21 protein-coding genes are annotated in these 23,363 nt (G+C 56.7%); 13 read left to right on the top strand and 8 right to left on the bottom strand.

What is annotated here, in order from left to right:
- Positions 1-329 precede the first annotated feature (329 nt).
- From IE102_RS17510 to IE102_RS17540, 7 genes are all read left to right on the top strand, one after another.
- A complete protein-coding gene (locus tag IE102_RS17510) occupies positions 330-3,275 on the top strand; it encodes a bifunctional [glutamine synthetase] adenylyltransferase/[glutamine synthetase]-adenylyl-L-tyrosine phosphorylase (protein WP_189489204.1) in 2,946 nt (981 codons plus the stop codon).
- Between the two features lie 44 nt (positions 3,276-3,319).
- Positions 3,320-3,766 (top strand): hypothetical protein, encoded by a 447-nt coding sequence (locus tag IE102_RS17515; protein WP_189489207.1) that lies wholly within the window; start codon positions 3,320-3,322, stop codon positions 3,764-3,766.
- A complete protein-coding gene (locus IE102_RS17520) occupies positions 3,763-4,143 on the top strand; it encodes a hypothetical protein (protein WP_189489209.1) in 381 nt (126 codons plus the stop codon). Before IE102_RS17515 ends, IE102_RS17520 begins: the two co-directional genes overlap by 4 nt.
- Before the next feature lie 84 nt (positions 4,144-4,227).
- Positions 4,228-4,584, top strand: a complete 357-nt coding sequence (locus IE102_RS17525) for an endonuclease domain-containing protein (protein ID WP_189489211.1) — start codon at positions 4,228-4,230, stop codon at positions 4,582-4,584.
- Positions 4,585-5,051: 467 nt separating this feature from the next.
- Positions 5,052-5,627, top strand: coding sequence for an RNA polymerase sigma factor (locus IE102_RS17530; protein ID WP_229807858.1), 576 nt, complete (start codon positions 5,052-5,054; stop codon positions 5,625-5,627).
- Positions 5,628-5,643: 16 nt separating this feature from the next.
- Entirely contained in the window at positions 5,644-6,084 is a 441-nt protein-coding gene (locus tag IE102_RS17535; RefSeq protein ID WP_189489215.1) for a hypothetical protein, read from the top strand.
- 4 nt (positions 6,085-6,088) lie between these two features.
- Complete coding sequence (locus IE102_RS17540) at positions 6,089-6,631, top strand: periplasmic heavy metal sensor (protein WP_189489217.1); 543 nt, start codon at positions 6,089-6,091, stop codon at positions 6,629-6,631.
- A gap of 573 nt (positions 6,632-7,204) precedes the next feature.
- Here IE102_RS17540 and IE102_RS17545 read toward each other — a convergent pair.
- The 4 genes from IE102_RS17545 to IE102_RS17560 all read right to left on the bottom strand — a co-directional run bounded on the left by IE102_RS17545 (position 7,205) and on the right by IE102_RS17560 (position 11,990).
- Entirely contained in the window at positions 7,205-7,567 is a 363-nt protein-coding gene (locus IE102_RS17545; RefSeq protein WP_189489219.1) for a hypothetical protein, read from the bottom strand.
- 10 nt (positions 7,568-7,577) lie between these two features.
- A complete protein-coding gene (locus tag IE102_RS17550; RefSeq protein ID WP_189489221.1) occupies positions 7,578-8,264 on the bottom strand; it encodes a response regulator transcription factor in 687 nt (228 codons plus the stop codon).
- A 127-nt stretch (positions 8,265-8,391) separates the two neighbouring features.
- Entirely contained in the window at positions 8,392-10,953 is a 2,562-nt protein-coding gene (locus tag IE102_RS17555) for a sensor histidine kinase (protein WP_229807859.1), read from the bottom strand.
- A 212-nt stretch (positions 10,954-11,165) separates the two neighbouring features.
- The gene (locus IE102_RS17560; protein ID WP_189489230.1) at positions 11,166-11,990 is read right to left on the bottom strand and encodes a toll/interleukin-1 receptor domain-containing protein; all 825 of its coding nucleotides are present in this window, start codon (positions 11,988-11,990) and stop codon (positions 11,166-11,168) included.
- A gap of 206 nt (positions 11,991-12,196) precedes the next feature.
- Between IE102_RS17560 and IE102_RS17565 the strand changes: the two genes are divergently transcribed.
- Positions 12,197-12,679 carry a VOC family protein gene (locus tag IE102_RS17565; RefSeq protein WP_189489232.1) on the top strand — a complete coding sequence of 161 codons (483 nt, stop codon included), beginning with the start codon at positions 12,197-12,199 and terminating at the stop codon, positions 12,677-12,679.
- Here IE102_RS17565 and IE102_RS17570 read toward each other — a convergent pair.
- The gene (locus IE102_RS17570; RefSeq protein WP_268247498.1) at positions 12,676-13,167 is read right to left on the bottom strand and encodes a response regulator; all 492 of its coding nucleotides are present in this window, start codon (positions 13,165-13,167) and stop codon (positions 12,676-12,678) included. The genes IE102_RS17565 and IE102_RS17570 overlap by 4 nt on opposite strands.
- Positions 13,168-13,259: 92 nt before the next feature.
- On the bottom strand, positions 13,260-15,887 hold the full coding sequence (pepN, locus tag IE102_RS17575) for an aminopeptidase N (RefSeq protein WP_189489234.1): 2,628 nt from the start codon (positions 15,885-15,887) through the stop codon (positions 13,260-13,262).
- A 251-nt stretch (positions 15,888-16,138) separates the two neighbouring features.
- Here pepN and IE102_RS17580 point away from each other — a divergent pair, with 251 nt between their 5' ends.
- Complete coding sequence (locus tag IE102_RS17580; protein WP_189489236.1) at positions 16,139-16,552, top strand: hypothetical protein; 414 nt, start codon at positions 16,139-16,141, stop codon at positions 16,550-16,552.
- Positions 16,553-16,558: 6 nt separating this feature from the next.
- Here the strand turns inward: IE102_RS17580 and IE102_RS17585 are convergent, their stop codons facing one another.
- Positions 16,559-17,131, bottom strand: coding sequence for a hypothetical protein (locus tag IE102_RS17585; RefSeq protein WP_189489238.1), 573 nt, complete (start codon positions 17,129-17,131; stop codon positions 16,559-16,561).
- Between the two features lie 141 nt (positions 17,132-17,272).
- Here IE102_RS17585 and IE102_RS17590 point away from each other — a divergent pair, with 141 nt between their 5' ends.
- A complete protein-coding gene (locus IE102_RS17590) occupies positions 17,273-17,677 on the top strand; it encodes a group III truncated hemoglobin (protein WP_229807860.1) in 405 nt (134 codons plus the stop codon).
- 180 nt (positions 17,678-17,857) lie between these two features.
- Here IE102_RS17590 and IE102_RS17595 read toward each other — a convergent pair whose 3' ends face one another.
- Positions 17,858-18,037, bottom strand: a complete 180-nt coding sequence (locus IE102_RS17595) for a hypothetical protein (protein ID WP_189489240.1) — start codon at positions 18,035-18,037, stop codon at positions 17,858-17,860.
- A gap of 99 nt (positions 18,038-18,136) precedes the next feature.
- On the opposite strand from IE102_RS17595, the gene ppc reads away from it, so the two are divergent.
- The 3 genes from ppc (at position 18,137) to pgl (ending at position 23,355) form a co-directional block, all read left to right on the top strand.
- Complete coding sequence (gene ppc, locus IE102_RS17600) at positions 18,137-20,830, top strand: phosphoenolpyruvate carboxylase (RefSeq protein WP_189489242.1); 2,694 nt, start codon at positions 18,137-18,139, stop codon at positions 20,828-20,830.
- A gap of 265 nt (positions 20,831-21,095) precedes the next feature.
- Entirely contained in the window at positions 21,096-22,598 is a 1,503-nt protein-coding gene (zwf, locus tag IE102_RS17605) for a glucose-6-phosphate dehydrogenase (protein WP_189489244.1), read from the top strand.
- Complete coding sequence (gene pgl, locus IE102_RS17610) at positions 22,591-23,355, top strand: 6-phosphogluconolactonase (RefSeq protein ID WP_189489246.1); 765 nt, start codon at positions 22,591-22,593, stop codon at positions 23,353-23,355. Before zwf ends, pgl begins: the two co-directional genes overlap by 8 nt.
- The last annotated feature ends 8 nt before the right edge of the window (positions 23,356-23,363 follow it).

A 23,363-nucleotide genomic window follows, 5' to 3' on the forward strand; every position in this document is an offset into this window, starting at 1 on the left:
GAAAACAGACAACGCATTTTGAAGGCGCAAGGTGTCTAGCAATCTAGGGGCACCTCATACATTCCTCACAAGCACGGAATTCAAGACCTTGTGGCCGGTGTTTGCCCACAAACATGATTTTGGGAGGCATATGTTCATTCGTCGTCGGAGGATTGCCGCAATAAACACATCTGGCTTCTTTAGATAATCGATCCTTGATTCTTCGGGCTTCGCCCATTGGAATTTCTCTCCTAACCCGATGATCGTTGGATTCATTAGCGTTTTTGTGTACTTTAGTATGTGCAGATTCTTTTTATAGCCTTTGCAGGGTTAACCAGTTATCCAAGATCATGACTGACGTATTGTTTTCGCCTCTGGCCGATCTGATGCAGCCGTGCGGGCCGGTGCTGGATGATGCGGCTGCCGGTTTCACGTTTGAAACCGTGGCTGAGGCCGCGCAGATCGAAGACTGGACTGATCTCCTTGAAACAGCGCGTCCGGCGCTTGAGCCGATTGTGTCGGCGTCACCCTACCTGTCCGGTCTGATGCGCCGCAGCCCTCAGCGGCTCTATGAAACCCTGTCCGCCGCCCCCGAAGCGCGCCTTAAAACCATACTGCAAGCCACCGAAGCCATCACGGAACGGGCGTTGTCGGCAGAAGCGATCGATGCCGAGGCCGCTAAGCGCACCTTGCGCCAGCTTAAGGCCGACACCCATCTTTTGACCGCCCTGGCCGATCTGGGTGAGGTCTGGAAGCTGGATCATGTGACCGCAGCCCTTACCCGTTTTGCTGATGCAGTGACGCAGGCCGCTCTGGCCGTGGCCGTGCGCGAAGAACGCGATAAAAAGCGGTTATTACCCACCCCCGCCGATGATGAGCGCGGCATCCTGCCCGGCCTGTTTGTGCTGGCCATGGGTAAGCACGGGGCGGGAGAACTGAACTATTCATCCGACATCGACATCACTTTTTTCTGTGAGATGGAGCGCCTGCCGCTGGCCGATGGGGTGGAGCCGCAAGGCTTAACCGACCGGATCGCCCGGCGGGTGTCCAATATCCTGAGCGACCGGACGGCGGATGGTTATGTCTTTCGGGTTGATCTGCGCTTAAGGCCCGACCCGTCCTCGACCCCGACCGTGGTGTCGGTGCCGTTTGCCCTGAATTACTATGAAACCGTCGGTCAAAACTGGGAGCGGGCGGCCTTCATCAAGGCGCGCGCCTGCGCCGGTGATATGGTTGAGGCCAAAGAATTCATGCAGAGCCTGTCGCCGTTTATCTGGCGGCGCAGTCTTGATTATCCGGCCATTGCCGACGTTCAGTCGATCAAGCGCCAGATCCATGTCCACAAGGCCGATGAGCGGCTGTATGCGGCGGGGGCGAACCTGAAACTGGGGGCGGGCGGCATTCGCGAGATTGAGTTTTTCGCCCAGACCCAGCAGCTTATTCTCGGCGGGCGCGATCCATCCTTGCGGTCACGGCGGACCACAGACGCGCTCGATGCCCTGCGCAAGGCCGGGCATCTGGCCCCGGCAGTGTCTAAGGAGCTCAAGCAGTGCTATGGCCGTCTGCGCGACTGGGAGCACCGCGTCCAGATGCTCAATGATGAGCAGACCCATACCCTGCCGGAAAACGATACTGACCGCCTTAAGGTAGGGGTCATGGCCGGATTTTCCAATCTGAGCCGGTTTGATCTGGCGGTGTCGCGCACCCTGCGCACCGTCAATAGCCACTATGGCGAGCTGTTTTCGGACGGGGAAAACCTGTCGTCGTCGTTTGGGTCGCTGGTCTTTACCGGCGTTGAGGACGACCCGGAGACGCTTAAAACCCTTGAACGCATGGGCTTTGATGATCCCCATGACGTGGCAGCGACCGTCCGGTCATGGCATCATGGCCGCATCCCCGCCACGCGGACCGAGCGCGGGCGCGAACTGTTCACGCGCCTGGTGCCGCGCCTGCTGGAGGCGCTGAATGAGACCGGTACGCCGTCGATTGCCTTTAAGCGCTTTGCGGCGTTTTTCTCCGGGCTTACGGCCGGTGTGCAGATCCAGTCGCTGTTTCTGGCCAATCACCGCCTGTTTAAGATGGTGGTCGAAATCATGGGCTTCTCGCCGCGTCTGGCGATTTTGCTGGCGCGTCATCCGACCGTGTTTGACGCCATGCTTGATGCCGGTTTCTTTGATCCCTTGGGCGAAGAACTCGATAGTCTGGTTCAGGACGAAGTTGACCGGGTGCCAGCTGATCTGGAATCGGTGATGAACGCCCTGCGCCGGGTGGGCCGTGAGCAGCAGTTTCGCATCGGGATGCAGATCATCAATGCGCGCCTGACGACTGAGGCCGCGGGGGCGGCTTATGCGCGCCTGGCCGATGCCTGCATCACTCATCTGGCCCCCCTAAGCCTCGCCGATGTGGCGCGTCAGGCCGGTGATCTGGGCGGTCAGGTGGCGGTGGTGGCGCTTGGGAAACTGGGGTCGCAGGAGATGACGGCGCGCTCTGACCTTGACCTGATGACCATCTATCTGCCCGATGATCCGTCGGAAGTGTCTACGATTAAGGGCTGGGCGTCGGAGACCTATTTTGCGCGCTTTACCCAGCGCCTGATTTCGGCTTTGTCGGCCCCGACCCATGAGGGGCTTTTGTACGAAATCGATATGAAACTGCGTCCGACCGGAGCCAAAGGGCCGGTGGCGGTGTCGCTGGCGGCGCTTGAGAACTACTACACCAAGGGCGCCGATACCTGGGAGTTTCAGGCGCTGACGAGAGCCAGAGTGGTGTGGGCGACGTCGGTGGATTTTGCCGATCTGGTCAAGCTTAAGGTTGAGACGATTTTGCGCGGCCAGAGGGATCGTGCGACCACGGCGCAGGACGTACTGGATATGCGCGCCCTGATGGAAAAAGAGCGTCCGGCCAAGGGGTTCTGGGATTTTAAACTCAGTGTCGGCGGGCAGGTCGATGCCGAATTTGCGGCGCAATATCTGCAACTGATCCATGCGTCATCCGGCGGGCCGCTTAGGGTCGGGACGCTGGCGGCGTTACAGGCATTTTCGCGCACGGGGTTAGCGTCAGCCGATGATCTGGAGTGTCTGGCAACGGCCTGGCGGGTGCAGCAGGCTTTGGCGCAGTTGATGCGGGTCTCGCTGGAGCAGGATCACGATCCGACCCATGAACCCGAAGCGTTTCAAGGCAAATTGGCCCGCGCCATCCATACCCGCAGGCTCGATACGCTGGAGAAAAAGCTGCGCGATATCCGCAAACGCGCCCGGCAGGCGTTTGAGACAATCATCGACCCGGATGGGGTTTGATCCATCCGCCCCCAACAGGTTGGGGGCGGGGTAGGGGGAGAGATATGAAAAACATCTGCATTATTTTGGTGGCAACAGCGCTGCTGACCGGTTGTCAAAGTCGTCCTGATAGCTGGGTTAGAACGCCAGACACATGGGCAGGATGGCGCAAACTGGACAGCTCAAAGTTTTATAAAGTTTCTGCTGATAAGCTTGATGAAGCCGTTGCAACGCTGAAGAATGTGCCGTTTCGCGAGATAGGCTTGGATGAAGCGCAAACCTTATGTCAGTGCCAGATTTTAATCACATCTTCTGATAAGCCCTACTTAGTCAGGGCCTTATCACTAAAGGGCAATACCGGTAGATATTTTGTTTCCATGCGTAAGGATGAAGTCCAGATCTCCTTCGGTGCCTTGGGACAAAGCGAGATGAACCAATACCGGGAAGCGCTAATTGTCTTGCACGATAAGCCAATCAACCAAGTCTATGTGTCTACGGCAGTGTCGGAATGAAATATCGCTTGTGTCTGTGCTTGGTGTTGGCAATGGGCTGGATTTATACGGTGCCGCAGATTTACGTTGGCAGTTATTCGCCGGTACTGGGAAATGCACTATACTGGGCATCGGCTAGCGCAATTTATGTCACTTGTGCGATTGCTTTATGGGTATTGCTCATTCGTGGCCGTCAGGACAGGGCCGTACTGCTGGTAGTCGGAGGCTTAGTATTTTGGGGCTGGGCCGCAATTGGTTTCTGGAAGTGGATTTATTTTCTTCCTGGGCAAATCTATAAAACCATATGGCTTTATGTCGCCGCTTTCAGTCCATTTTGGGCTTTGGCGTCCACTGTTCTGATGTTCATGATGTGGCGTAGTACAAGGAAATACCGCTAAAATAATACTTCCCCGGCGTGGCGGGGGAGGTGGATTTGAGACCGCAAGGTCTCGAAGACGGAGGGGGGCAAACAGGAGGGGGGAATGGCGCAACCGAAATACGCATTGGCGCGGACGTTGCGACGAAACCTGACTCCGCCGGAATACCTTTTGTGGCAGCGTCTGAAACTCAGGCTGCCGGATCAGCCCGTATTTCGCCGCCAACATGCCACCGGGCCTTATGTGCTTGATTTCTATTGTTTCAAAGCACGGCTGGCGGTCGAAGTCGATGGCGGTTTCCATAATCTCGGTGACCAGCCAGCCGCCGACGCAAAGCGTGATCTATGGCTTATGCAACAAGGCATCATGATTTACCGTGTTCCGGCGGCGGATGTATTCAGGGATGTTGACGCTGTTGCGGATGGGATACGTCTGCTGGCATTGGAGCGTTTGAAGCGTTGAAGGGCCCCCCTCTGTCACTTCGTGACATGGCACGGGCCACCCCGCTCCCCAGGTACACCGGGGGAGTATAAGAAGAAGATTGTCTCAGATTATACTTTGATGGGCAGAGTGAGGCGCGGTCGTGTCAACCGACACCTACTCACGGGTCAAGGGGGCTTGCCCCCTTGCAATAGCTCGCGACGGAAAATCTGAACACCTACGTTAAACTTTTGTAATCTGGCCCCAAAGCGGGCCGGGGTAATGGTTTTTCGGTAAGGTCATGGTGCGATACCTTATAAAACACGAAAAGGGTGATGCGGCGACCGCACAGGCGGCGCTAATCCGGCGTGGGTACTTGACTCTTAGCCCTTTCGGCGGGCAGGTTGCGCATGACCTGTGAGGTACGATATCTTGCGGGGGTGGTGGTCGCAGACGGCTATGGGGGCAAAGTCTGTGAGGACGCCAGAGGGGATAAGAGACACGCGCGCATGAGTGGCGATCCCGACGAAGATCTGATGGCGAAAATCAGCCGCGGCGATATCGGCGCGACGCAATTGCTGGTGTCCAAAAAGCTGCCGCGCATGTTGTCGCTGGCCAAGCGGATGCTGGGGGACGCGACCGAAGCCGAAGACGTCGCGCAGGAAACCCTGATCCGGGTGTGGAAGCAGGCCGGAAGCTGGGTGCCGGGTAAGGCGCGGCTCGATACCTGGATGCATAAGGTGGCGCTGAACCTGTGCTACGATCGGCTACGCCGCCGCAAAGATACCGTGCCGTCCGATGATCTTGAGATGGACGACGGGCAGGCCGGTCCATCCGCTCAGCTTGAGCAAAAGCAAACCGCCGAGCAGGTGGCGAAGGCGCTGGATACTCTGCCAGAGCGGCAACGTCTGGCGATTGTTTTGTGTTACTATCAGGAAATGTCAAATATTGAGGCCGCCACGCTGATGGATATCAGTGTGGATGCCCTGGAAAGCCTTCTGGCGCGCGGCCGGCGGCACCTGAAAACGGTGTTGTCACCTGAGACGGCGGAAACCTCCGCCCGTCTCATCAAGCGTAGCGCGTGAAGGAAAGGAGTTGCGCATGTTAGTTAAGATCATTGGTTCACAACGCTTCAAAGCTATCGTCAGCGCCTACGGGGCCAATCCTGACCGCTGGCCAGCCTATGAACGCGCCGCCGCGCTGGAGTTCTGCCGCAAGTCGCCGCAGAAGGCCAACCAGATGATGCGTGAAGCACAAGAGGTCGATAGCTTATTGGGCTTCCTCAAAGCACCGCAGGCGTCAGAAGCGCTGCACTGGCAGACCTTGGGCCTGCTGATGCCGCAAGGTGGCGGGGCCGCGGTTTTGCCTTTTACGCCGCGCAGCACTTTGAAATCACCCTTCGTGTGGATGACCGGCGCCTCGCTGGCGGCGGCCTGCGCGGCGGGAATTATCTTAGGCATGAGTTTAAGCCTGCACAGCATTGTCGATCAGCGCGTTCAGGACGTGCTGGTGCAGACCAGTATTGTCGATCTGGAGAACTGATATCGTGGCATCCGGTAATTCCAAATTGAAGTGGGCCTTGGGCATATCGCTGGCGCTGAACGTGTTTGCGTTGAGCGCGGGCGGGGCCTTTTGGGGCTATAAGCATTTCCGGCCCAAAGGCCCTGAGCCGGTGACCGCCCTGACCGAAGCGACCGAAGGCCTGTCGCCCGCCAATGGTGAGCGTATCATTACCGCCGTGCGCGCCGCTGCTTTGGCCAGTGAAGCCGATATGGAAGCGGCGTGGGAACTGCGCAAACAAGCCGCCGAAGTGGCCAAGACCGAACCCTATGATGGCCCGAAAATCATGACGCTTTTGGCGCAGGCGCGCGATCTGGAGATCAAGGGTAAGGTGCGGATCGAGCAGACTCTGGTGGACGAAGCGGCCAAGCTGCCTGCAGAAGAGCGCGCTATCGTTGCTGACCGCTTTATCAAGTCATCGTTCAAGCTGCGCCGGTTGCTGTGGAAGGCCCAGATGGCCGAAAAGAAGGCCCGCGAAGAGGCGACTAAGGCTGCCGCATCCGCCACCGGTGAGGCGGGAAAGTCTTAACTCTCCTTCCCACGCTTGCGTGGGGAGGTGGCGCAGGAGCCGGTGGATGCGAGCCCAACGATAGGCGAAGGGGCGGATGAGTTTTGCGCCAAACCTGTGGCGGCAACTGAGTTACACCGTAAAATCGCAGCTAGGGTAAAGCCTTCTCAGGGCTGATGCAGGCTTTGGTGTAATTCACGCCGATGACTTATAACGCCCGCAGCCAAACATACCAGCAATCCTTCCCCAGACCAAAGCCCTGTAGCCGTAAGGTAACTAAAGACATCATAGTGGGTGATGCTGGCTACAATATGAAAGAATATTGTGTCAAGTTGGATGGCGCTTGCGATCAAAACCCATATTTTGCGCGATTTCAACGACAACAAAACCAACGCTATTAAGACGATTATATCGACTATATTGATCCATAGTGCGCTTGAGTTATTTGATCCAATAGCTATTCCTAGCGATACAAACCAACCCACGAGTATTATGGCGGCCCCCGTTTTTTCAGTAGGGCCGCCACGCCATAGGGCATAAGAACAAACAAAGATTGCTACCGATAGCCATCCGTACACCCAAAGCATCTAAAACTTACGCCGCAATTTGTTCGTTGGTATTGTCTTCAGTGGTCTCAACCCAAACATCCGGGGTCATACCCGCCGACGGCTTTGGCATATTACCCACGGCTACCGTTCGGCAACCTAGCTGAGTTTTAACATCTTTGAGTTCTTCGTGCGCTTCAAGCAGCACCCCCCTGGCATCAACAACCATGTTTAACGATGCGGTGACAGCTTTGAGTGCCTTTTGTCCATAGCAGGCAGACAGTTGGCCATCCAGCCGCATTTGACTTAAGGATGCTATCAACGTGGCGACGTCAACAACAGATTGCTCAAGGGAATCTTCAGCGGCGAAGAGTTGCCTTGCGCCGTTCTGAACCATTTCATTTCTTTTCATGTGTGGTGCCTTATTGTGTGGAGTCCAATGACGGCGGATTGGACGGCCCTATGCTGGATTTAATTTCATAAATACCCTGCAGTACAACCATAGCGGCCCCCATCAGTAGTGCGGCTACAACAGGGATTAAGATCGCCAAAACTAAGATGGAGGCGAGCCAATGGGTTGGACTTGAGGTTTTTAACCGTCTAATGAGTCCGGCAATCCATCGTCGTAGTTCCCCAAGTCCATCAACCCATATGCTAGAAGGGAAACGGCTGATTCCGCCCCCTCGTTCTTCATCACGGTGAATACGACTTCCACCGTTGAGATGACTTCGTTGTGCTTGGATGATGGCGTCACTGCCTGAATGGCTCTCAAAAGATCGCACTTCATTATGGTGAGGCTGGGTTCGTTCGATGTATAGGTTGGCGTGCTCATGGCTATTAGTGTGACTGTGAGCATTGGTAATTTCGATAGTACTTTGGGCCCCCCCGGCTTTTTGTAGGGGGGTATGATTAACGTAAATGCGAGCGGCGATACGGGTTGTCGACGCACTCAGCTTGAACCGTGCCTCTTCAGCATGCCCTTTGATGGTCGATATTTCGAGACCAAGCTTGTTGGCGATTTCTTTCTGCTGATAACCTTGAGAAATTAATTTCAATATCTCTTTCTGACGATCGGTCAGCGCATCAACGCCAATTTTTCTAGAAGCCATGGATATCCCCCGCATGGTTATTCATACGATTGAGATCATCTTATTGATTATACCGGTAGCAATCTTAGATTGTATTTTTTTATAAAATCAACCAATGGGCTAATGTACTTATACCCGCCTATTTTATTTACGCCGCCGAGGATGACCGCTCAGGCCCATCCGATTGAACCGGCTGGCGGATGGGGACGATAACGCTGACGACCGTGCCCTTGCCCACTTCGGAATCAAATTCCATGCGGCCATTGTGCATCTCAATCAGCGATTTAGTGAGCGCCAGCCCAAGGCCCGTACCTTCGCGGGTTTTGGACATCTGGTTTTCGATCTGCTCGAACGGACGGGCCAGGCGCTGCATATCCCGCGCAGAGATACCAATACCGCTGTCAATGACCTTAAGGTGCACACTGTTATCCGTCGCCACCGCACTCACCGTCACACTGCCGCCGTGGGGGGTGAACTTGATGGCATTGGTCAGCAGGTTCAGCAAAATCTGTTTCAAGGCGCGGTAATCTGCCTCAATGTCCGGCAGGGATGACGGCAGATGAATTTTCAGTTTCAGGCCCGATTTCTCAGCCCGCTGGCGCAGCAGCCGTAGGGTGTCCTCGACCACATCATCAATGGCGACCGGCTCAAAGTTCATATCCAGCTTGCCGGCTTCGATCTTGGACATATCGAGAATGTCGTTGATCAGGGCCAGCAGATGCTGCCCGGAATTGAGGATATCGCCAGCATATTCCTTATAGCGCGGATGGCCGATAGGGCCGAACATCTCCTGCGACATGATCTCGGAAAATCCGTTGATGGCGTTAAGCGGCGTGCGCAGTTCATGGCTCATATTAGCCAGGAATTCTGATTTGGCGTGATTGGCCGATTCTGCGCGGATTTTCTCATGCTCATAGTTTTTGGCGAGGTCGGCCTGAATCTTGCGGCTTTGCTCCAGCTTTTCGACCAGCCCCTGAAGCTGCTCCTCGGAGCGGCGACTCATTTCTTCCTGGTTTTTGACGACCGTGATATCAACCGCGGTCATGACCCGGCCCCCTTCGGCGGTGCGGTTTTCAGTAATCTGCACCCAATGGCCGTTATTCAGTTCGGCCTCAATCGCTGAGCCATCCGACACGGTCTGCTTGCGGCGGATGGCGATGTCCATGACCTGCTCGATCAGGTCGCGGGCCGTGCCGACCTTAAGGAAGCGCGCATCGATGCTGAAGGTTTCGGCAAAGGTCGCGTTCCACATGGCCAGCCGCTGACGCCGGTCCCACAGCACAAAGGCGTCCGAAACGGATGAGATAGCATCCAGCAGCCGCGATTCCGCCCGCTGGGCCCGCATCTGGGCGACGCGCTGTTCGCTGACGTCCAGCATCACTCCGCTCAGACGCGTAAAGCCGTTGGCGTCACGTTCGCCCAGTTCCTGACCGCGCAGTTCCAGCCACAGGATATTGCCGCTGTCCATCGGCACGCGAAAGGCGACCGCCAGCTTGCCTGACCGGCGGGCTTCATAAAGGGCGCGAGTAACATCCCCGCGCTGTTCGGCGGCAATGCGCGATAAGATATCCTGAGTGGAGGCTTCGCTAATGCCGCTCAGGCCCAGTTTCTGAGCCATGACGTCCGACATGGTGATCGCGCCGACATCCAGATCCCAGTCCCAGATACCGCAGCGCGCCGCATCAACCGCCAGCCGGTAGCGGGTTTCATTGCTCTGATAGCCCTGGGCTTCCTGTCGCTTGCGTCGGTCCTGCAGCACCAGCAACGCCCCGAACAGCAGCCCGATCAGCAGCGGCGCTCCGATCAGGGTCAGCCCTTTCAGCAGGCTGGACTGCGGCGAATAAAACGGCTCAGTCGGCTGACCATAGACGGTGATCAGGCCGGTTTCACCGTCGCGCACCGCCGCCAGCTTAACAAAACCGCCGTCGGTACGCGCCCCCTGAATCAGGTCGCCATTGTCGGCGCGCTGGCGCAACTGTTCAGGCGATACCGCCAAAGCCTTTTGCACGTCCTGGCCATTGAGGCGGGCATCGGTCGATTGTACAATCGTGCCGCGGGCATTGATCAGGGCCTGTAGCGTGACGGCGGCATTGGTGGCGTCAAGCGTTTCACTCAACCGTCCGACCACCTTGGGGCGGCCGGGGCCGGAGCTTATCACCACATAGGATCGCGGCGCGGGCGCCAGCCGGGATGAGGCCGTCAGCACCTCAAGACTCTTATCGCTACGGGTGGCGGCGTCACGGATCAGGTCGGGCTCATCCTGACCGGCGTGGGCAATGAGTTTGCCATCAGGGCCGACTATGGCCACGGACAGCAGCGTACCGCGTGACAGTTTAAGGCCCGCCTCAACCGCGCTTAAGGGCTCAGACGGCGTGAGGCTGATCTGTGTCAGCGTCGCTTCCATGGCCGTGCGGGCGGTATCAAGCCGGCCCTCAGAGCGGCTGGCGCTCAGGCGGGCATTGAGCAGCAGCTTCTCGCCATCGGCGTCTTTTTCGGCGGATAATGAATTGGTGACCTGAAGCGTCGAGGCCGCCATGGTCAGCATGGCCCCCAAAATCAGCGCTAGCGTCGATACCCGCATCCATAGCGGCAGACGCGGCGAAACCGGGGCAAAGGCCGCGCGGGCGGGTTTGGCATCGGGGGGGGATTGGGCATGGGAAGCCGCGCTGCCCGTGTCTGGCGGCGATTTCGGCTTTTTGACTGACGACACTCGTTTTGTCCTCTGGTCAGAAGACAGGGCGTTGTGGCGCGACATAGACACGGCGTCCTGATGTGATTCGAGGTTAACAAACAAGGTAAACGGTTCGTTAATCCTATGTCGAGAGTCTTAAGTTTAGGTTGATGGATGTAACCACAGACAATGGGCCCTGTGGATGGATAGGGCGGCGTGCGAGGACACCTAAGTTTTAAGTCAAAATAGACTTATTTCCGTGTGCTAAGCTCGCCCTTAAAAGATATGGGCATCTTTGCATTAAAATTTGTTGGTAAATTGAAATCCAATGTAAATGTAGTTCCAGATTGGGGGCCAAACATAATTTTACGAGGTAATTTCGATAAAAAAATGTGAGCTGTTGTTGAGCTATTTACAGGGTTTTGCATGACAATGCCGTAGCTTCCATTAATAACAAATTTGCTACAAATTACCGATGCTGTACCACTAATAATGCCTCTCGGGCCTGGCATAAGTATATTCAGGCACTCTTTTTCGGACTCATCGACTAATGCTATAACAGGTGTCCAAGTGCCTGTTCTGGGCCAAACCTCAAGTACAAACCCATTTTCACGGTTATGCAGTTTATACCCGAAAGGTTCAGGGGTAAGTTGCTTACTTGTAGGTTTGCCGACAAGGGCATCAATTATTTGTTGTTTCCACTCGTTACTATGAAGGTTTACGCATAGCCGGGTGGCCAGTGCCGACGGAATTAATGCTCTATCAAACTCCCCGGCGAATAGGCCAATCAGGGGAAATGTCGCTCCTCGCGTTCGCAAGGTGCGATCCAATGCATAAGCCAATTCTTCTTGGCACGGTTCGCTTTTTAAGCTGTTCTCAGTAGCAAAGATTGCCCACCCATTTACAGTCTGATCGCTGATCCCTGCTGAAATTTGCTCCCAGAGACGACGTCCAGCAAGGAGGCGAACTCGGTCGAATGTGACATCCAATCCAGCTTTTCTTAGCTCGGCAACGATGTGATCTACATCTTCTGTTTCGTTGTCTTTCCACGCATATGTCAGCCAAAGTTTCGGCATTGTAATCCAATTTTATTATAATGGCCAATGTGATTGTGATGATAGGTTTTGCATGCTAAAATTGTAATTTTAAATTATTTCGCCGCCTGACTTAAATAACAACTTATTTTTTTCCAACTACCATCTTTCTCAAAATTCTAGCCCCTTTTTAGGCGACAAGGTGTGTCTGCGTGGTAATCTCGGTCGCAACAGAGAGGAGCCTTGCCGTGCCCCAAACGCCCAAAAACACCATTTGCCTGTGGTACAACCATGATGCCGAAGACGCTGCCCGGTTTTATGCGCAGGTCTTCCCCGACAGTGCGGTGACCGCCGTACATCGCGCGCCGTCCGATTTTCCCGGCGGTAAAGCCGGTCAGGTTCTTACGGTCGAATTCACCGTCTGCGGCATACCCTGTCTGGGGCTAAATGGCGGCGATGTTTTCAAACAGACCGAAGCCTTCTCATTCCAGATCGCGACCGACGATCAGGCTGAAACCGACCGCTACTGGGACGCGATCGTGGGCAATGGCGGGTCTGAAAGCGCCTGCGGCTGGTGCAAGGACAGATGGGGCCTGTCGTGGCAGATCACGCCGCGCGTCCTGACCGAGGCGATGGCCGCAGGCGGTGAGGTCGCCAAACGCGCCTTTGAAGCCATGATGGACATGGGCAAAATCGACCTCGCTAAAATCGAAGCGGCGGTGCGCGGCTAACTCACTTGCCCGCTTTGGCGGCGTTCCGGGCCCTTATATTGCGGGTCTTTGCGGCGTCTGCGGTCCGGGCCGAAATAGGTTGTGGTCTTGATGAACGGGCGCGGGTGATTGACGATGGCCGCGATCTTACGGTGCAGTTCGGTGGCCGTCACAGGCTTGGCGCAGAACTCATTGACCCCGGCGTCGCGGGCATTGGTGACGCGGGTGCGCTCCGAATGGGCGGTCAGCATGATGATCGGCACATAGCGGTTGGGGCTGTCGGACGAATTTCGCACCATCTGCACGAACTCAACGCCGTCGAGCACGTCCATCTGGTAGTCAACCACGCAGATATCGATGGCGTCGTTTTTCAGCCGGAAAAAGGCATCGGTGGCGTCTTTTGCCTCAAACACATGCACGGCGCCAAAGCCGCGCAGGATGGTTTTCACAATGCCGATCATGTGACTGTTGTCATCAACGATCAGGAATCTTACGCGCTCTAAGCCCAAGACACGTCCCTCTGGTACGCCTACTTTATATCTGTAAGCGGAATATAACCTGTTATGTTTAAGCCGGATTTAAGCGCTGCTGTGCCTTATGATTATTTTTGGTCCAGCGCCTTGGCGGTCAGTTCCGCGACGTTTTTCGACAGCTTAGGGGCGGCCATGATCGTCTCTAACGCGGCCTTCATCGCCTCACGGTAAGGTGAGGCATAGCGCTTATAGCCGCTCAAGGATTCGACCAGTCGGGCCGCCGTCATCGGGTTGAACTCATCGACCGTCAGAATCTGATCGACCACAAAGCCGTAACCATAGCTATCGGGCGCAAAGACGCCGTGGAACACCGACGGGTTGTTAGAGGCCAGATTTTGCACCAGCGCCCGCCAGCGGTTAGGCACCTTCGGATCAAAATCAGCGTGGCGGCTTAGGCGGTCTATGCGCGACAGGGTTTCGGGATGCGGGCAGGCGGCTTGCAACGCGAACCATTTGTCGATCACCAGCGGCTCATGTTTGAAGCGAGCATAAAAGCCATCGAGTGCTGCCTCATAAGGCTCACCATGCACGGACATCAGGGCGCTCAGGGCCGCGATCATGTCGGTCATGTTGTCCGCGCGGGCATAGTGGGCGCTGGCCAGTGCCGACAGTTCCGATTGGCGGGTCTCATCAGCCGTGCCGTAACCGGCCATCATCAGATCGAGCAGGGCATTGCGCAAAGCCCGCCCACCTGCACTCTGAGCATCCGGTGAGAAGGTCACGGCCGGCTGAATGGCATCGTAAAGGTCGCGCAAGGTCGGATAGAGCGTGGCTGACAGGGCGGCCTTAACGGCTTTGCGGTGGGTGTGGATGGCGGCGGGATCTACCGGCGTCATGTCCTGCGCAAGACCTTGCTCGGTGGGCAAGGCCATGATCAGGGCCTTGAACGCGGGTTCCAGCGCGCCGTCGAGCAGGGTGGCTTTAAGGGCGTCAGCATAGGGGGCCGGATCGCCGCCGCTCAGGATCAGATCGCGCGCCAACCTTTGCGCGGTTTCCCAGCGGTTAAACGGGTCCATATCGCCGCGGAAGCGGGCATAGGCGTGGGATTGTGGCTCTTCGATCTCAAGGATCACGGGCGCGGAGAAATGGCGCAGGGCCGACAGAACCGGGGCGTCGGCCACATCAGTCAGGGTGATCGCGGTGCTTGCCTCGCTCAAAACATAGGTGATTTCGGTCTGGCTGTGACCCTCAAAACCGAAGCTCTGTGGGATGCCGTCTTCGCTTAAAATCCCCAAGCGCACCGGGATCGGCACCGGCGCCTTGGTCGGTTGCGACGGGGTTGGGGCCGTCGATTGGGCAAGATTCAGCGTCAGGGTTTTTGCCACGGCGTCATAGCTCGGCGTGACTTTCAGGCGCGGCGTACCGGCCTGGGTGTACCAGTTGAGCCATTGGGAAAAATCGTCACCCGTGACCGCTTCAAAGCTTTTGAGAAAATCCTCCAGCGTCGCCGCCGTGCCATCATGGGTGGTGAAATAGTGGTCGAGGGCGGCGCGGTACACCTTGGGGCCGACCACGGTTTTCAACATGCCGACGATCTCTGCACCCTTTTCATAGATGGTGGCGGTGTAGAAATTGTCGATCTTAAGATATGACGACGGGCGTACCGGATGGGCCAGCGGGCCTGCATCTTCCGGGAACTGACGGGCGCGCAGAGCCTTGACGTCCTTGATGCGCTGGACGGCGTGACCGCGCTCATCGGCGGAGAAGCCCTGATCGCGATAGACGGTCAGCCCTTCCTTGAGGCAAAGCTGGAACCAGTCGCGGCAGGTGACGCGGTTGCCCGACCAGTTATGGAAATATTCGTGGGCGACGACGCTTTCGATCCGCTCATAGTCGGCATCGGTGGCGGTAGTCGGGTCCGCCAGCAACAGCGAGGCGTTAAAGATGTTCAGGCCCTTGTTTTCCATGGCCCCGAAGTTGAAATCGCGCACCGCCACGATCATAAACAGATCGAGGTCATATTCGCGCCCGTAAGCCTGCTCATCCCACGTCATTGACCGTTTCAGGGCATCCATCGCATAGGCCGCGCGTGCGCTCATGCCGGTATCGACATAGATTTTCAGATCGACTGTGCGGCCTGACATGGTGGTGAGCGTGTCCTCATACACGTCCAGTTCACCGGCGACCAGCGCAAACAGATAGGATGGTTTGTTGAACGGGTCTTCCCAGACGGCGTAATGGCGATCAGCCTCGGCATCGCCCTGTTCGATCAGATTACCATTGGACAGGAGGTGCGGGAACCCGGCCTTGGGGGCTTCGACGCGGACCGTATATTTCGACAACACATCGGGCCGGTCGGGGAAATAGGTGATTTTACGAAAGCCTTCGGCCTCGCACTGGGTGCAATAGCGACCGGAGGACATATAGAGGCCCTCAAGCGTTTTATTGTCCTGCGGGTTGATCTCGACCTCGGTCTCCAACACGAACTGCGCCGGGACGTCGTGGATGGTCAGGGTCTCCGCCGTGATCTCATAGGCATCGGGCGCAAGGTCGGCACCGTCCAGCTTAATCGTGATAAGTTTCAGCCGCTCCCCAAGCAGAACCAGCGGCCCGTCGCCGATGCGTTCAAAACGTAAGCGGGCCGTGACCCGTGTCGCGGTCGGGTCGAGCCGGAAGGTAAGGTCGGTCGCGCTGACGCGGTAAGCCGGTGCCTTATAATCGGTGAGGCGGATCGGGCGGGCGATTTCGGTGCGCATGGCTTAGACTCAAGGTGGCTATTAAAAACTGTGATTCTACTGTTTCAAACCTAAGCGCCCAAGGCAATTCAAATTACCGCCATGTGATGGGGGTGTATCCGGCGAATTTCAGATCTAAACTTCCCCATTCAGGCGTAATGCTCAGAAAGCTTGGGGATAAATTCAGGTAAATTCGGGTGTGGTGGATGCCGCCTCATTCCCAAGTTGACGTAGGGGCGCTATGAAATCGGGTATCATCGGTAAAACCACATATGCCCCATTCGTCACGTCGTCCTGCGTCAACACGCTACCGGTTTCGGGTTCGCCTCGACCCGAAGCGCAGGTTGGTCATTGTGCGCATCATCGGCAATATGAAAAGCACTAATCTGGTCGATCAGATCTTCAGTGCAGCGCGTAAGCTTGACCGGCCTTGGGCGTGGCGGCGGCTGATTGATCTGCGCGATTTTACCGGGTTTATTGAGTTTGAGGACATCGAACATCTGGCCAAGCGCTGGCAGTTTCTGACCCGCGACGTGATCCACAAAGGACGCACAGCGATCGTGTCGAAATCAGCCCTCGATCTGGCGCGGGTGTCGACCATCACCCCTCTGTTTCCGGATGAGATATTCCGGGGCTTTGAAAGCTTCGATGAGGCGGTTGACTGGCTGGAAGCGTCGAACCTGTGATTTAAATTACCTCGCGGCCGGATCGGCGGATTGAACCTTTTGCACGCCAGCTTCGGGCGCTTCAGTTTCGACCAGATGGCGCAGATTTTCAGCGCGCTTGGCCAGTTCCATCACCTCTTCGGGCAGGTCCTCGGTTTCCTGACGGACATAGGTCACCAAATCCTTGGCCAGTTTCAGAAGCTTGGGCGACAAGGTAATCAGGCGGGCCTGCATTTCGATCAGGGCCGGATCGCGGTCATATTCGGCACCGGGCACGCGCCAACCGCCCCAGTCATTGGGATCGGTGACCACAACCGGATAGGTGCCGGGGAAGGGGTGATGGCCGGATTCTTCGGCGGAGTGCCATTTGTTGCGGGCGCGCATCAGCCGCCACTGGCCGATATCGCGGGCCTGCTCGACATCGCTCTCGGATTTCAGTTCTTCGGCGCGAAATTCACGGCCAAGCCCGCAGTCATAGGTGACGCGGATGGGTTCATCGAAGCCCTTGGCCCAAATGGGATTGACCTTATCGATCAAAGCCCAGGTGCCGACCGGCTCCACCCACACACGCTGACGGCGGTGGAAAATCGCCTTGGCCATAGTTACCTCTGGTTTGCAGACCATACCCGAAGGTGCATGTCCAATTGCCGCATAGCAATCGGGCGCAGACGGGCCTAAATAGATGAGGTTAACCGGCAAGGCTTAGGATTTGGTGTCGGCTTATGTTTAACGGGTGTTAATGTGCCAGAAACGTATAAAGAGCTTCTGTTCAAAATGGATGAAGTGCGCGGGCTGGTCGAAGATTTCTATGGCCGGGTGCGCGAAGACGATCTGATCGGGCCGGTATTTGAAGCGGCCGTCCATGACTGGCCGGAGCATTTCGACAATCTGACGCTATTTTGGATGACCATTACCAACGGCGCTCATCCCGATATTCCGGCTTATAAAGGCCGCCCGATGGCCAAGCATTTTCCGCTCGATCTTAACCCGGCCATGTTCGAGCGCTGGCTGGAGCTATGGGTGGCGGTGACGGGTGAGCGCTTTGATGCACTGCGGGCAGAGATCCTGCGCGAAAAAGCTTACCGCATCGGTCAGTCGTTTCAGGCGGCGCTGTTCTTTAAGCCGGAGTTTATGGGGAAGTCGTGAGGGAAGAAAAAGAGCCCCCACCACCCCCGCGATAAATCGCGGCGGTCCCCCTCCCCAGCAAGCTGGGGGAGGTATAAGAAGGGTAATTGTCAGACTATAACCCGCTGAAATTGCCGGATAAATTGTTGCAATCGTAACCCGTTCGCCGGTGCAGTAAAAATGTTAGCGCTACCGCAAAAATTAGGATAAAATTTTTTCAAACGGGATATTTTCCAACCTATTGAGTTTGTTTGGTAAATTTTTCAGCTCACGGATTGTTGGCGCCATCTTGCCGATTGTTACCTTGCGACGCACAAAATTGGCGCTAATAGTGACCGTGAAGAGGGTAAATTCCGCCTGAATAACCATATCTGCTGCCATTTTGCGCCCTGAAGTTCTCGCTCCCACAGAAGAACACCGGCGCAATCCTTACGGCGCACTATGTCTTAACGGGCCTGTTTTTTTGTGCAGGGGCAGACCATGACCGATCCCGTCATCGACCACGTCAAACAAAACACCGCCATGCTGGAAGGGTTTCTGAACGAAGCCATTACCGATTTTGGCCGCGGTGAGGTGTTGTCGAAGCTCAATATCCTCAAATCGAGCGCGTTCGATCTGTCGGGCTTTTCAGAGTCAGACGCCGCCCATGCCGCCCGCGTCCTGACCTGTTTGTCGACACTCAGCGTCATCTCCGAAGATGTCGCTAATCTGGGCCGCGAGGACACGTTTGAGGCCTCGGACGGTTCGGTTCAGACCATCAGCCTGGCCAATGCGGTCGCCTCGGCCCGCAAAGACGGCATTGATCAGGCCCGGATCGAAAAGACCCTGCAAAACATCCATGCCTCACCGGTGTTTACCGCCCACCCGACCGAAATGCGCCGTGCCAGTGTCGTTGAGCGCGAATATGAAATCACTCAGCTTTTGTCGCGTTATGAAAGCTGCAATTCGGCCTCTGAGCGCCGCGCCATCGAAGAAGACCTTTACCGAGCCATCGCCTTGCTGTGGAACACGCGCCTGCACCGGCCGGAGCGGATTACGGTCTTTGATGAGATCGAAAATTCGCTGGGCGTGGTGCGCCGGTCGATCCTGCCGGCGCTGGTCAATCTCTATACCCAGTGGGACCGTGATATCGCGCTGGATGAGACCCTGCCGAAGATTTTGAAACTCGGCTCCTGGATCGGCGGCGACCGTGACGGCCACCCCCATGTCGATGAGACCACCTTGCGCTATGCCTTCCGCGAGCAGGCCCGCACCATTTTCCGGTTTTACTTCGACCAGATCAACAAGCTTGATACCGAGCTGACGGTCTCCGAAGAACTGACCAAGGTGTCCGACGACCTGATGGAGTTGTCGCGCAAATCGTCCGACACGAATGTCCACCGCGTCGATGAACCCTATCGTCGGGCTCTGTCCTATGTGAAGGCCCGTCTGGCCAAGACCGCTCAGGTCATTATCGGGGAGCAGCGCGGTTTGGGCTCCGGCTATGTGCCGCAGGAAATCGCCACCCCCTATGAGACCGTTGATGAATTTGTGCGCGACCTTAAGGTCATCCGCGACAGCCTGATCGCTAATGGCGGTAAGCGCCTGATCGGGCGCACGCTTAAGGCCACCATCCAGATTGCGCGCAGTTGCGGCTTTCACTTGATGGCGCTTGATCTGCGTCAGAACTCCTCGGTTCATGAGCGGGTGGTGGCGGAACTGTTCGCCCAGTCGTCTGAACTGCTCGACTATATGTCGCTGTCGGAAAATGAGCGGGTGTCGGCCTTGGTGGCGGAACTGACCAATGACCGGCTGCTGCGCTGGCCGTTTGCCAAATATTCGGCGGAGACAAGGCGCGAGCTTAAGATCATTGATGCGGCGGCTGAGGTCATCAAAACCTACGGGCCATCGGCCATCGGCGCCTATGTTATTTCGATGGGCAAGTCGGTGTCGGATATCCTTGAGCCGCTGGTGCTGCTGAAACAGGCAGGCCTCGTCTACGGCGGGCCGCAGCCACACACCATGATCAAGGTCGCCCCGCTGTTTGAAACCATCGGCGACCTTGAAGCCGCCCCCGACATCATGAAGCGGTGGTTAGGCCTGCCTGCCATGCGCTCGCTTTTGGGGCGTCCGGCGGTGCAGGAAGTCATGCTCGGCTACTCGGATTCCAACAAGGACGGTGGCTATACGGCCTCGCGCTGGTCGCTACATAAGGCGTCCTCGGCCATCAAGGCGGTCTGTGAGCATTACGGCGTGGGCTTGCGTCTGTTCCACGGTCGCGGCGGGTCGGTCGGACGCGGGGGCGGGCCTGCCTTTGGTGCCATTCTGGCTCAGCCTGCGGGCACGGTCGGCGGCCATATCAAGGTGACGGAGCAGGGCGAAATGATCGCCCGTAAGTTCGGCAATGCCACCACAGCGGGCAAGACGCTCGACAGCTTTGCCGCGGCGGTGTTCCTCGCCTCAGTCAAACCCAAGGTCGATAAGGACACCAAGGAAGCCAAGGCCGAAGCGAAGTTCGGGCCGGTGATGGACAAAATCTGCGCCGCCTCATTCAAGGCCTACCGCGATCTGGTCTATGAGGATGAACATTTTCTGGCCTTCTTCCGCAATGTCACGCCGATCTCGGAAATCACCGACCTTAAGATCGGCTCGCGTCCGGCGTCGCGAACCACCAGCGGTCAGATTGAAGATCTGCGCGCTATTCCGTGGGTGTTTTCGTGGTCGCAGTCGCGCTTTGTACTGCCCGGCTGGTACGGTTTTGCGGCGGCGGTGCGCGACACCGGCGTTGAAGATTCGGTGCTGGCTGACATGGTGCAGACCTGGGATTTCTTTGATGTGTTCCTCGCCAATATGGAAATGGCGCTGGCCAAGGCCGACATGGAAATCGCAGGGCTTTATGTCGATCATCTGGCGCGCGATAAGGTCGAGGCCCAGCGTATCTTTGATAAGATCAAGTTCGAGTTCGATGACACGATTGCGCTCATCCTGCGTATCCGCGGAGCCAAGACCCTGCTGTCGACCCACGAACACTTGCGCGGCTCAATTGAGCGCTCAAAGCCGGTACTCGATACCCTCAACCGGATGCAGGTCGAACTGATGACCCAGCGCCGTCACGGCAATCAGCATAAGCTGGTCAAACTGGCCCTGCAACTGACCGTCAACGGCACGGCCAGCGCGCTCAGGAATACAGGGTAAGTTGCTCCGCAGGCGGACAATTGACGGTCATGTAGAAAAAATCGTGCAACATAACCAATTGTGTTCACGAAGTTTTTGGTTTTATGGATGTATGAATGCGGCATAATCCACCGATGCGGTCAGTCTGCGACTTGACCCTGTTGGGAATAGCCTGTATGACAGCGCTGTCATCGACTTTGGTCGATTTGGCACGCAGGATCAACCGCACCAGCAGGCTCTCACTCAAGAAGGGGCCGTTGTTTTCGGCCCAGGAACGATAAGCTTTATGTCTCTGAACGGATTATCTTCACCATCTTCGTCTGCATCTGGGCGCCAGCGTGTGTTTGTTCTGGTGGGCGGCACGGGCGATCTGGCCCTGCGCATGTTGTGGCCGTCGTTGGCCATGCTCGATCAGGACGGGTTTCTGGCTGATGATGTGCGGCTGGTGTCGGTCGCGCGCGAAGCCGTGGGTAGCGATGAATTTGTTGAGCGCGTCAAGGCGGCGGTGACCAAGCGCGCTGGCTCTGACCTCGAAGACGGTACCATTGACAAATTTGCCGCCCGCATCAGCCATCTGTCGCTCGATGTCGGGGACGTCGAATGGGGCCCTAAGCTCAAGGCCGAACTGGGTGAGACGGATAATCTTGATATTGTGTTCTTCCTGTCGGTGTCGCCATCGCTATTTAAGCCGATCTGCGAACACCTGCTGAAAGCGGGCTTAAACGCCAAACCTAACCGCGTCATTATCGAAAAACCGCTGGGCCGCGACCTGGCGTCCTCAAAGGTTATCAATGACTCGGTGGCGGTTGCCTTTGACGAAGCGCGCGTCTTCCGCATCGACCACTATCTGGGCAAGGAAACGGTGCAGAACCTGATTGCGCTGCGCTTTGCCAATACGGTGTTTGAGCCGCTGTGGAACGCGCAAAGCATTGACCACGTTCAGATTACGGTCGCCGAAACCGTCGGCGTCGGTGAGCGTCTGGGCTATTACGATGAATACGGTGCCCTGCGCGACATGCTGCAAAACCACCTGTTGCAACTCCTGTGTCTGCTGGCGATGGAGCCGCCGTCGGGCATCAATGCCGATGCTTTGCGTGACGAAAAGGTCAAGGTGCTCAAAAGCCTGAAGCCGATCAATGAACATAATGTGCTGACCCATACCGCGCGCGGCCAGTACGGCGCAGGCTTTGCCGAAGGTAAGCCGGTTGCGGGCTATGAAGCCGAAAAAGGCTCACCGTCGGGCACCGAAACCTATGTGGCGCTTAAGGCCGAAATCGCCAACTGGCGCTGGGCGGGTACACCGTTCTACCTGCGCACAGGTAAGCATTTGCCAAGCCGCGCTACGGAAATTGTGGTGCAGTTTAAGGCCGTGCCGCACTCGATCTTTGGCGGGCAGGTGCTGGCCAACCGTCTGGTGATCCGCCTCCAGCCGGAAGAAGATATTTCGCTGACCGTGATGAATAAGGCCCCAGGATTATCTGCCGCGGGTGGCATGGATTTGCAGCCTCTGGCCCTGTCGCTGTCGCTGACCAATGCCTTTGATAGCAATGGTACAAAAGCCCCGCGCCGCCGTATTGCCTATGAGCGGCTGATCCTTGATGCGCTCAACGGTAATAATGCCGCCTTTGTTCGTCGCGATGAGGTCGAGGCCGCTTGGGCGTGGGTCGATGGCATCGAAGAGGGCTGGGCCAAGGTTTACCCGCGGCCGCAGCCTTATCCGGCAGGCTCTTACGGCCCCGTGTCGGCCTACACCCTGCTCGACCGTGACGGGCGTAGCTGGAATGACTGATCACACCCTGACCCTTGATGGCCTCAAAGGCTCGGTAACGGTGCATGCGTTTGACGCGGTGGCGGATGCGGTTGCCTATGTGGTGGCTCAGGTTGCGGGCGTGCTGAAATCCGAAGTCGCGTCTAAGGGCCATGCCTTGATCACAGGTGCGGGCGGATCGACGCCCAAGGCGGTCTATGAGGGGTTAAGCGGGCTTAATCTCGACTGGCCAAAGATCACCCTCACTCAGGTTGATGAGCGGTTTGTGCCGCTGGACAGTGCCTCATCCAACACCCTGATGATGGCCACGGCGCTGACTCCGGCGATTCAGGCGGGGCTTAATTTCGTGACCCTGATTCAGGATATGGATGATGCGGGCGAGTGCGCGAAAAAGGCTGAGTCTGTGATCCGTTCTATCGAAGGGGTTGAGGTTACAAGCGACAAACCGATTTTTGATCTGACCCTGCTGGGTATGGGGGCGGATGCCCACTATGCCTCGATCTTTCCGGGCCATGCGATCAATGCTGAGGTCTATGACACGACGGCTTTGGTCTTGCCGGTCGCCCCATCCGGCACAGAGGCTGAACCAAAACTACCGCGCATCACCCTGACCGTGCCTGCGCTCAATCGCTCCAAGCGCATCTTGCTGCTGATCACTGGCGCTGAAAAGCTTGAGGTTTTACGCAGCGCCATTTTATCTGACGATCCCTATACATCCCCCATCGGTGCCTTTATCGCACAATCCCCTGTGCCGTTAGACGTCGTCTGGGCGGCCTAAGAGTACAT

It is taken from the genome of Asticcacaulis endophyticus, from assembly GCF_014652575.1.
Lineage (GTDB): Bacteria > Pseudomonadota > Alphaproteobacteria > Caulobacterales > Caulobacteraceae > Asticcacaulis > Asticcacaulis endophyticus.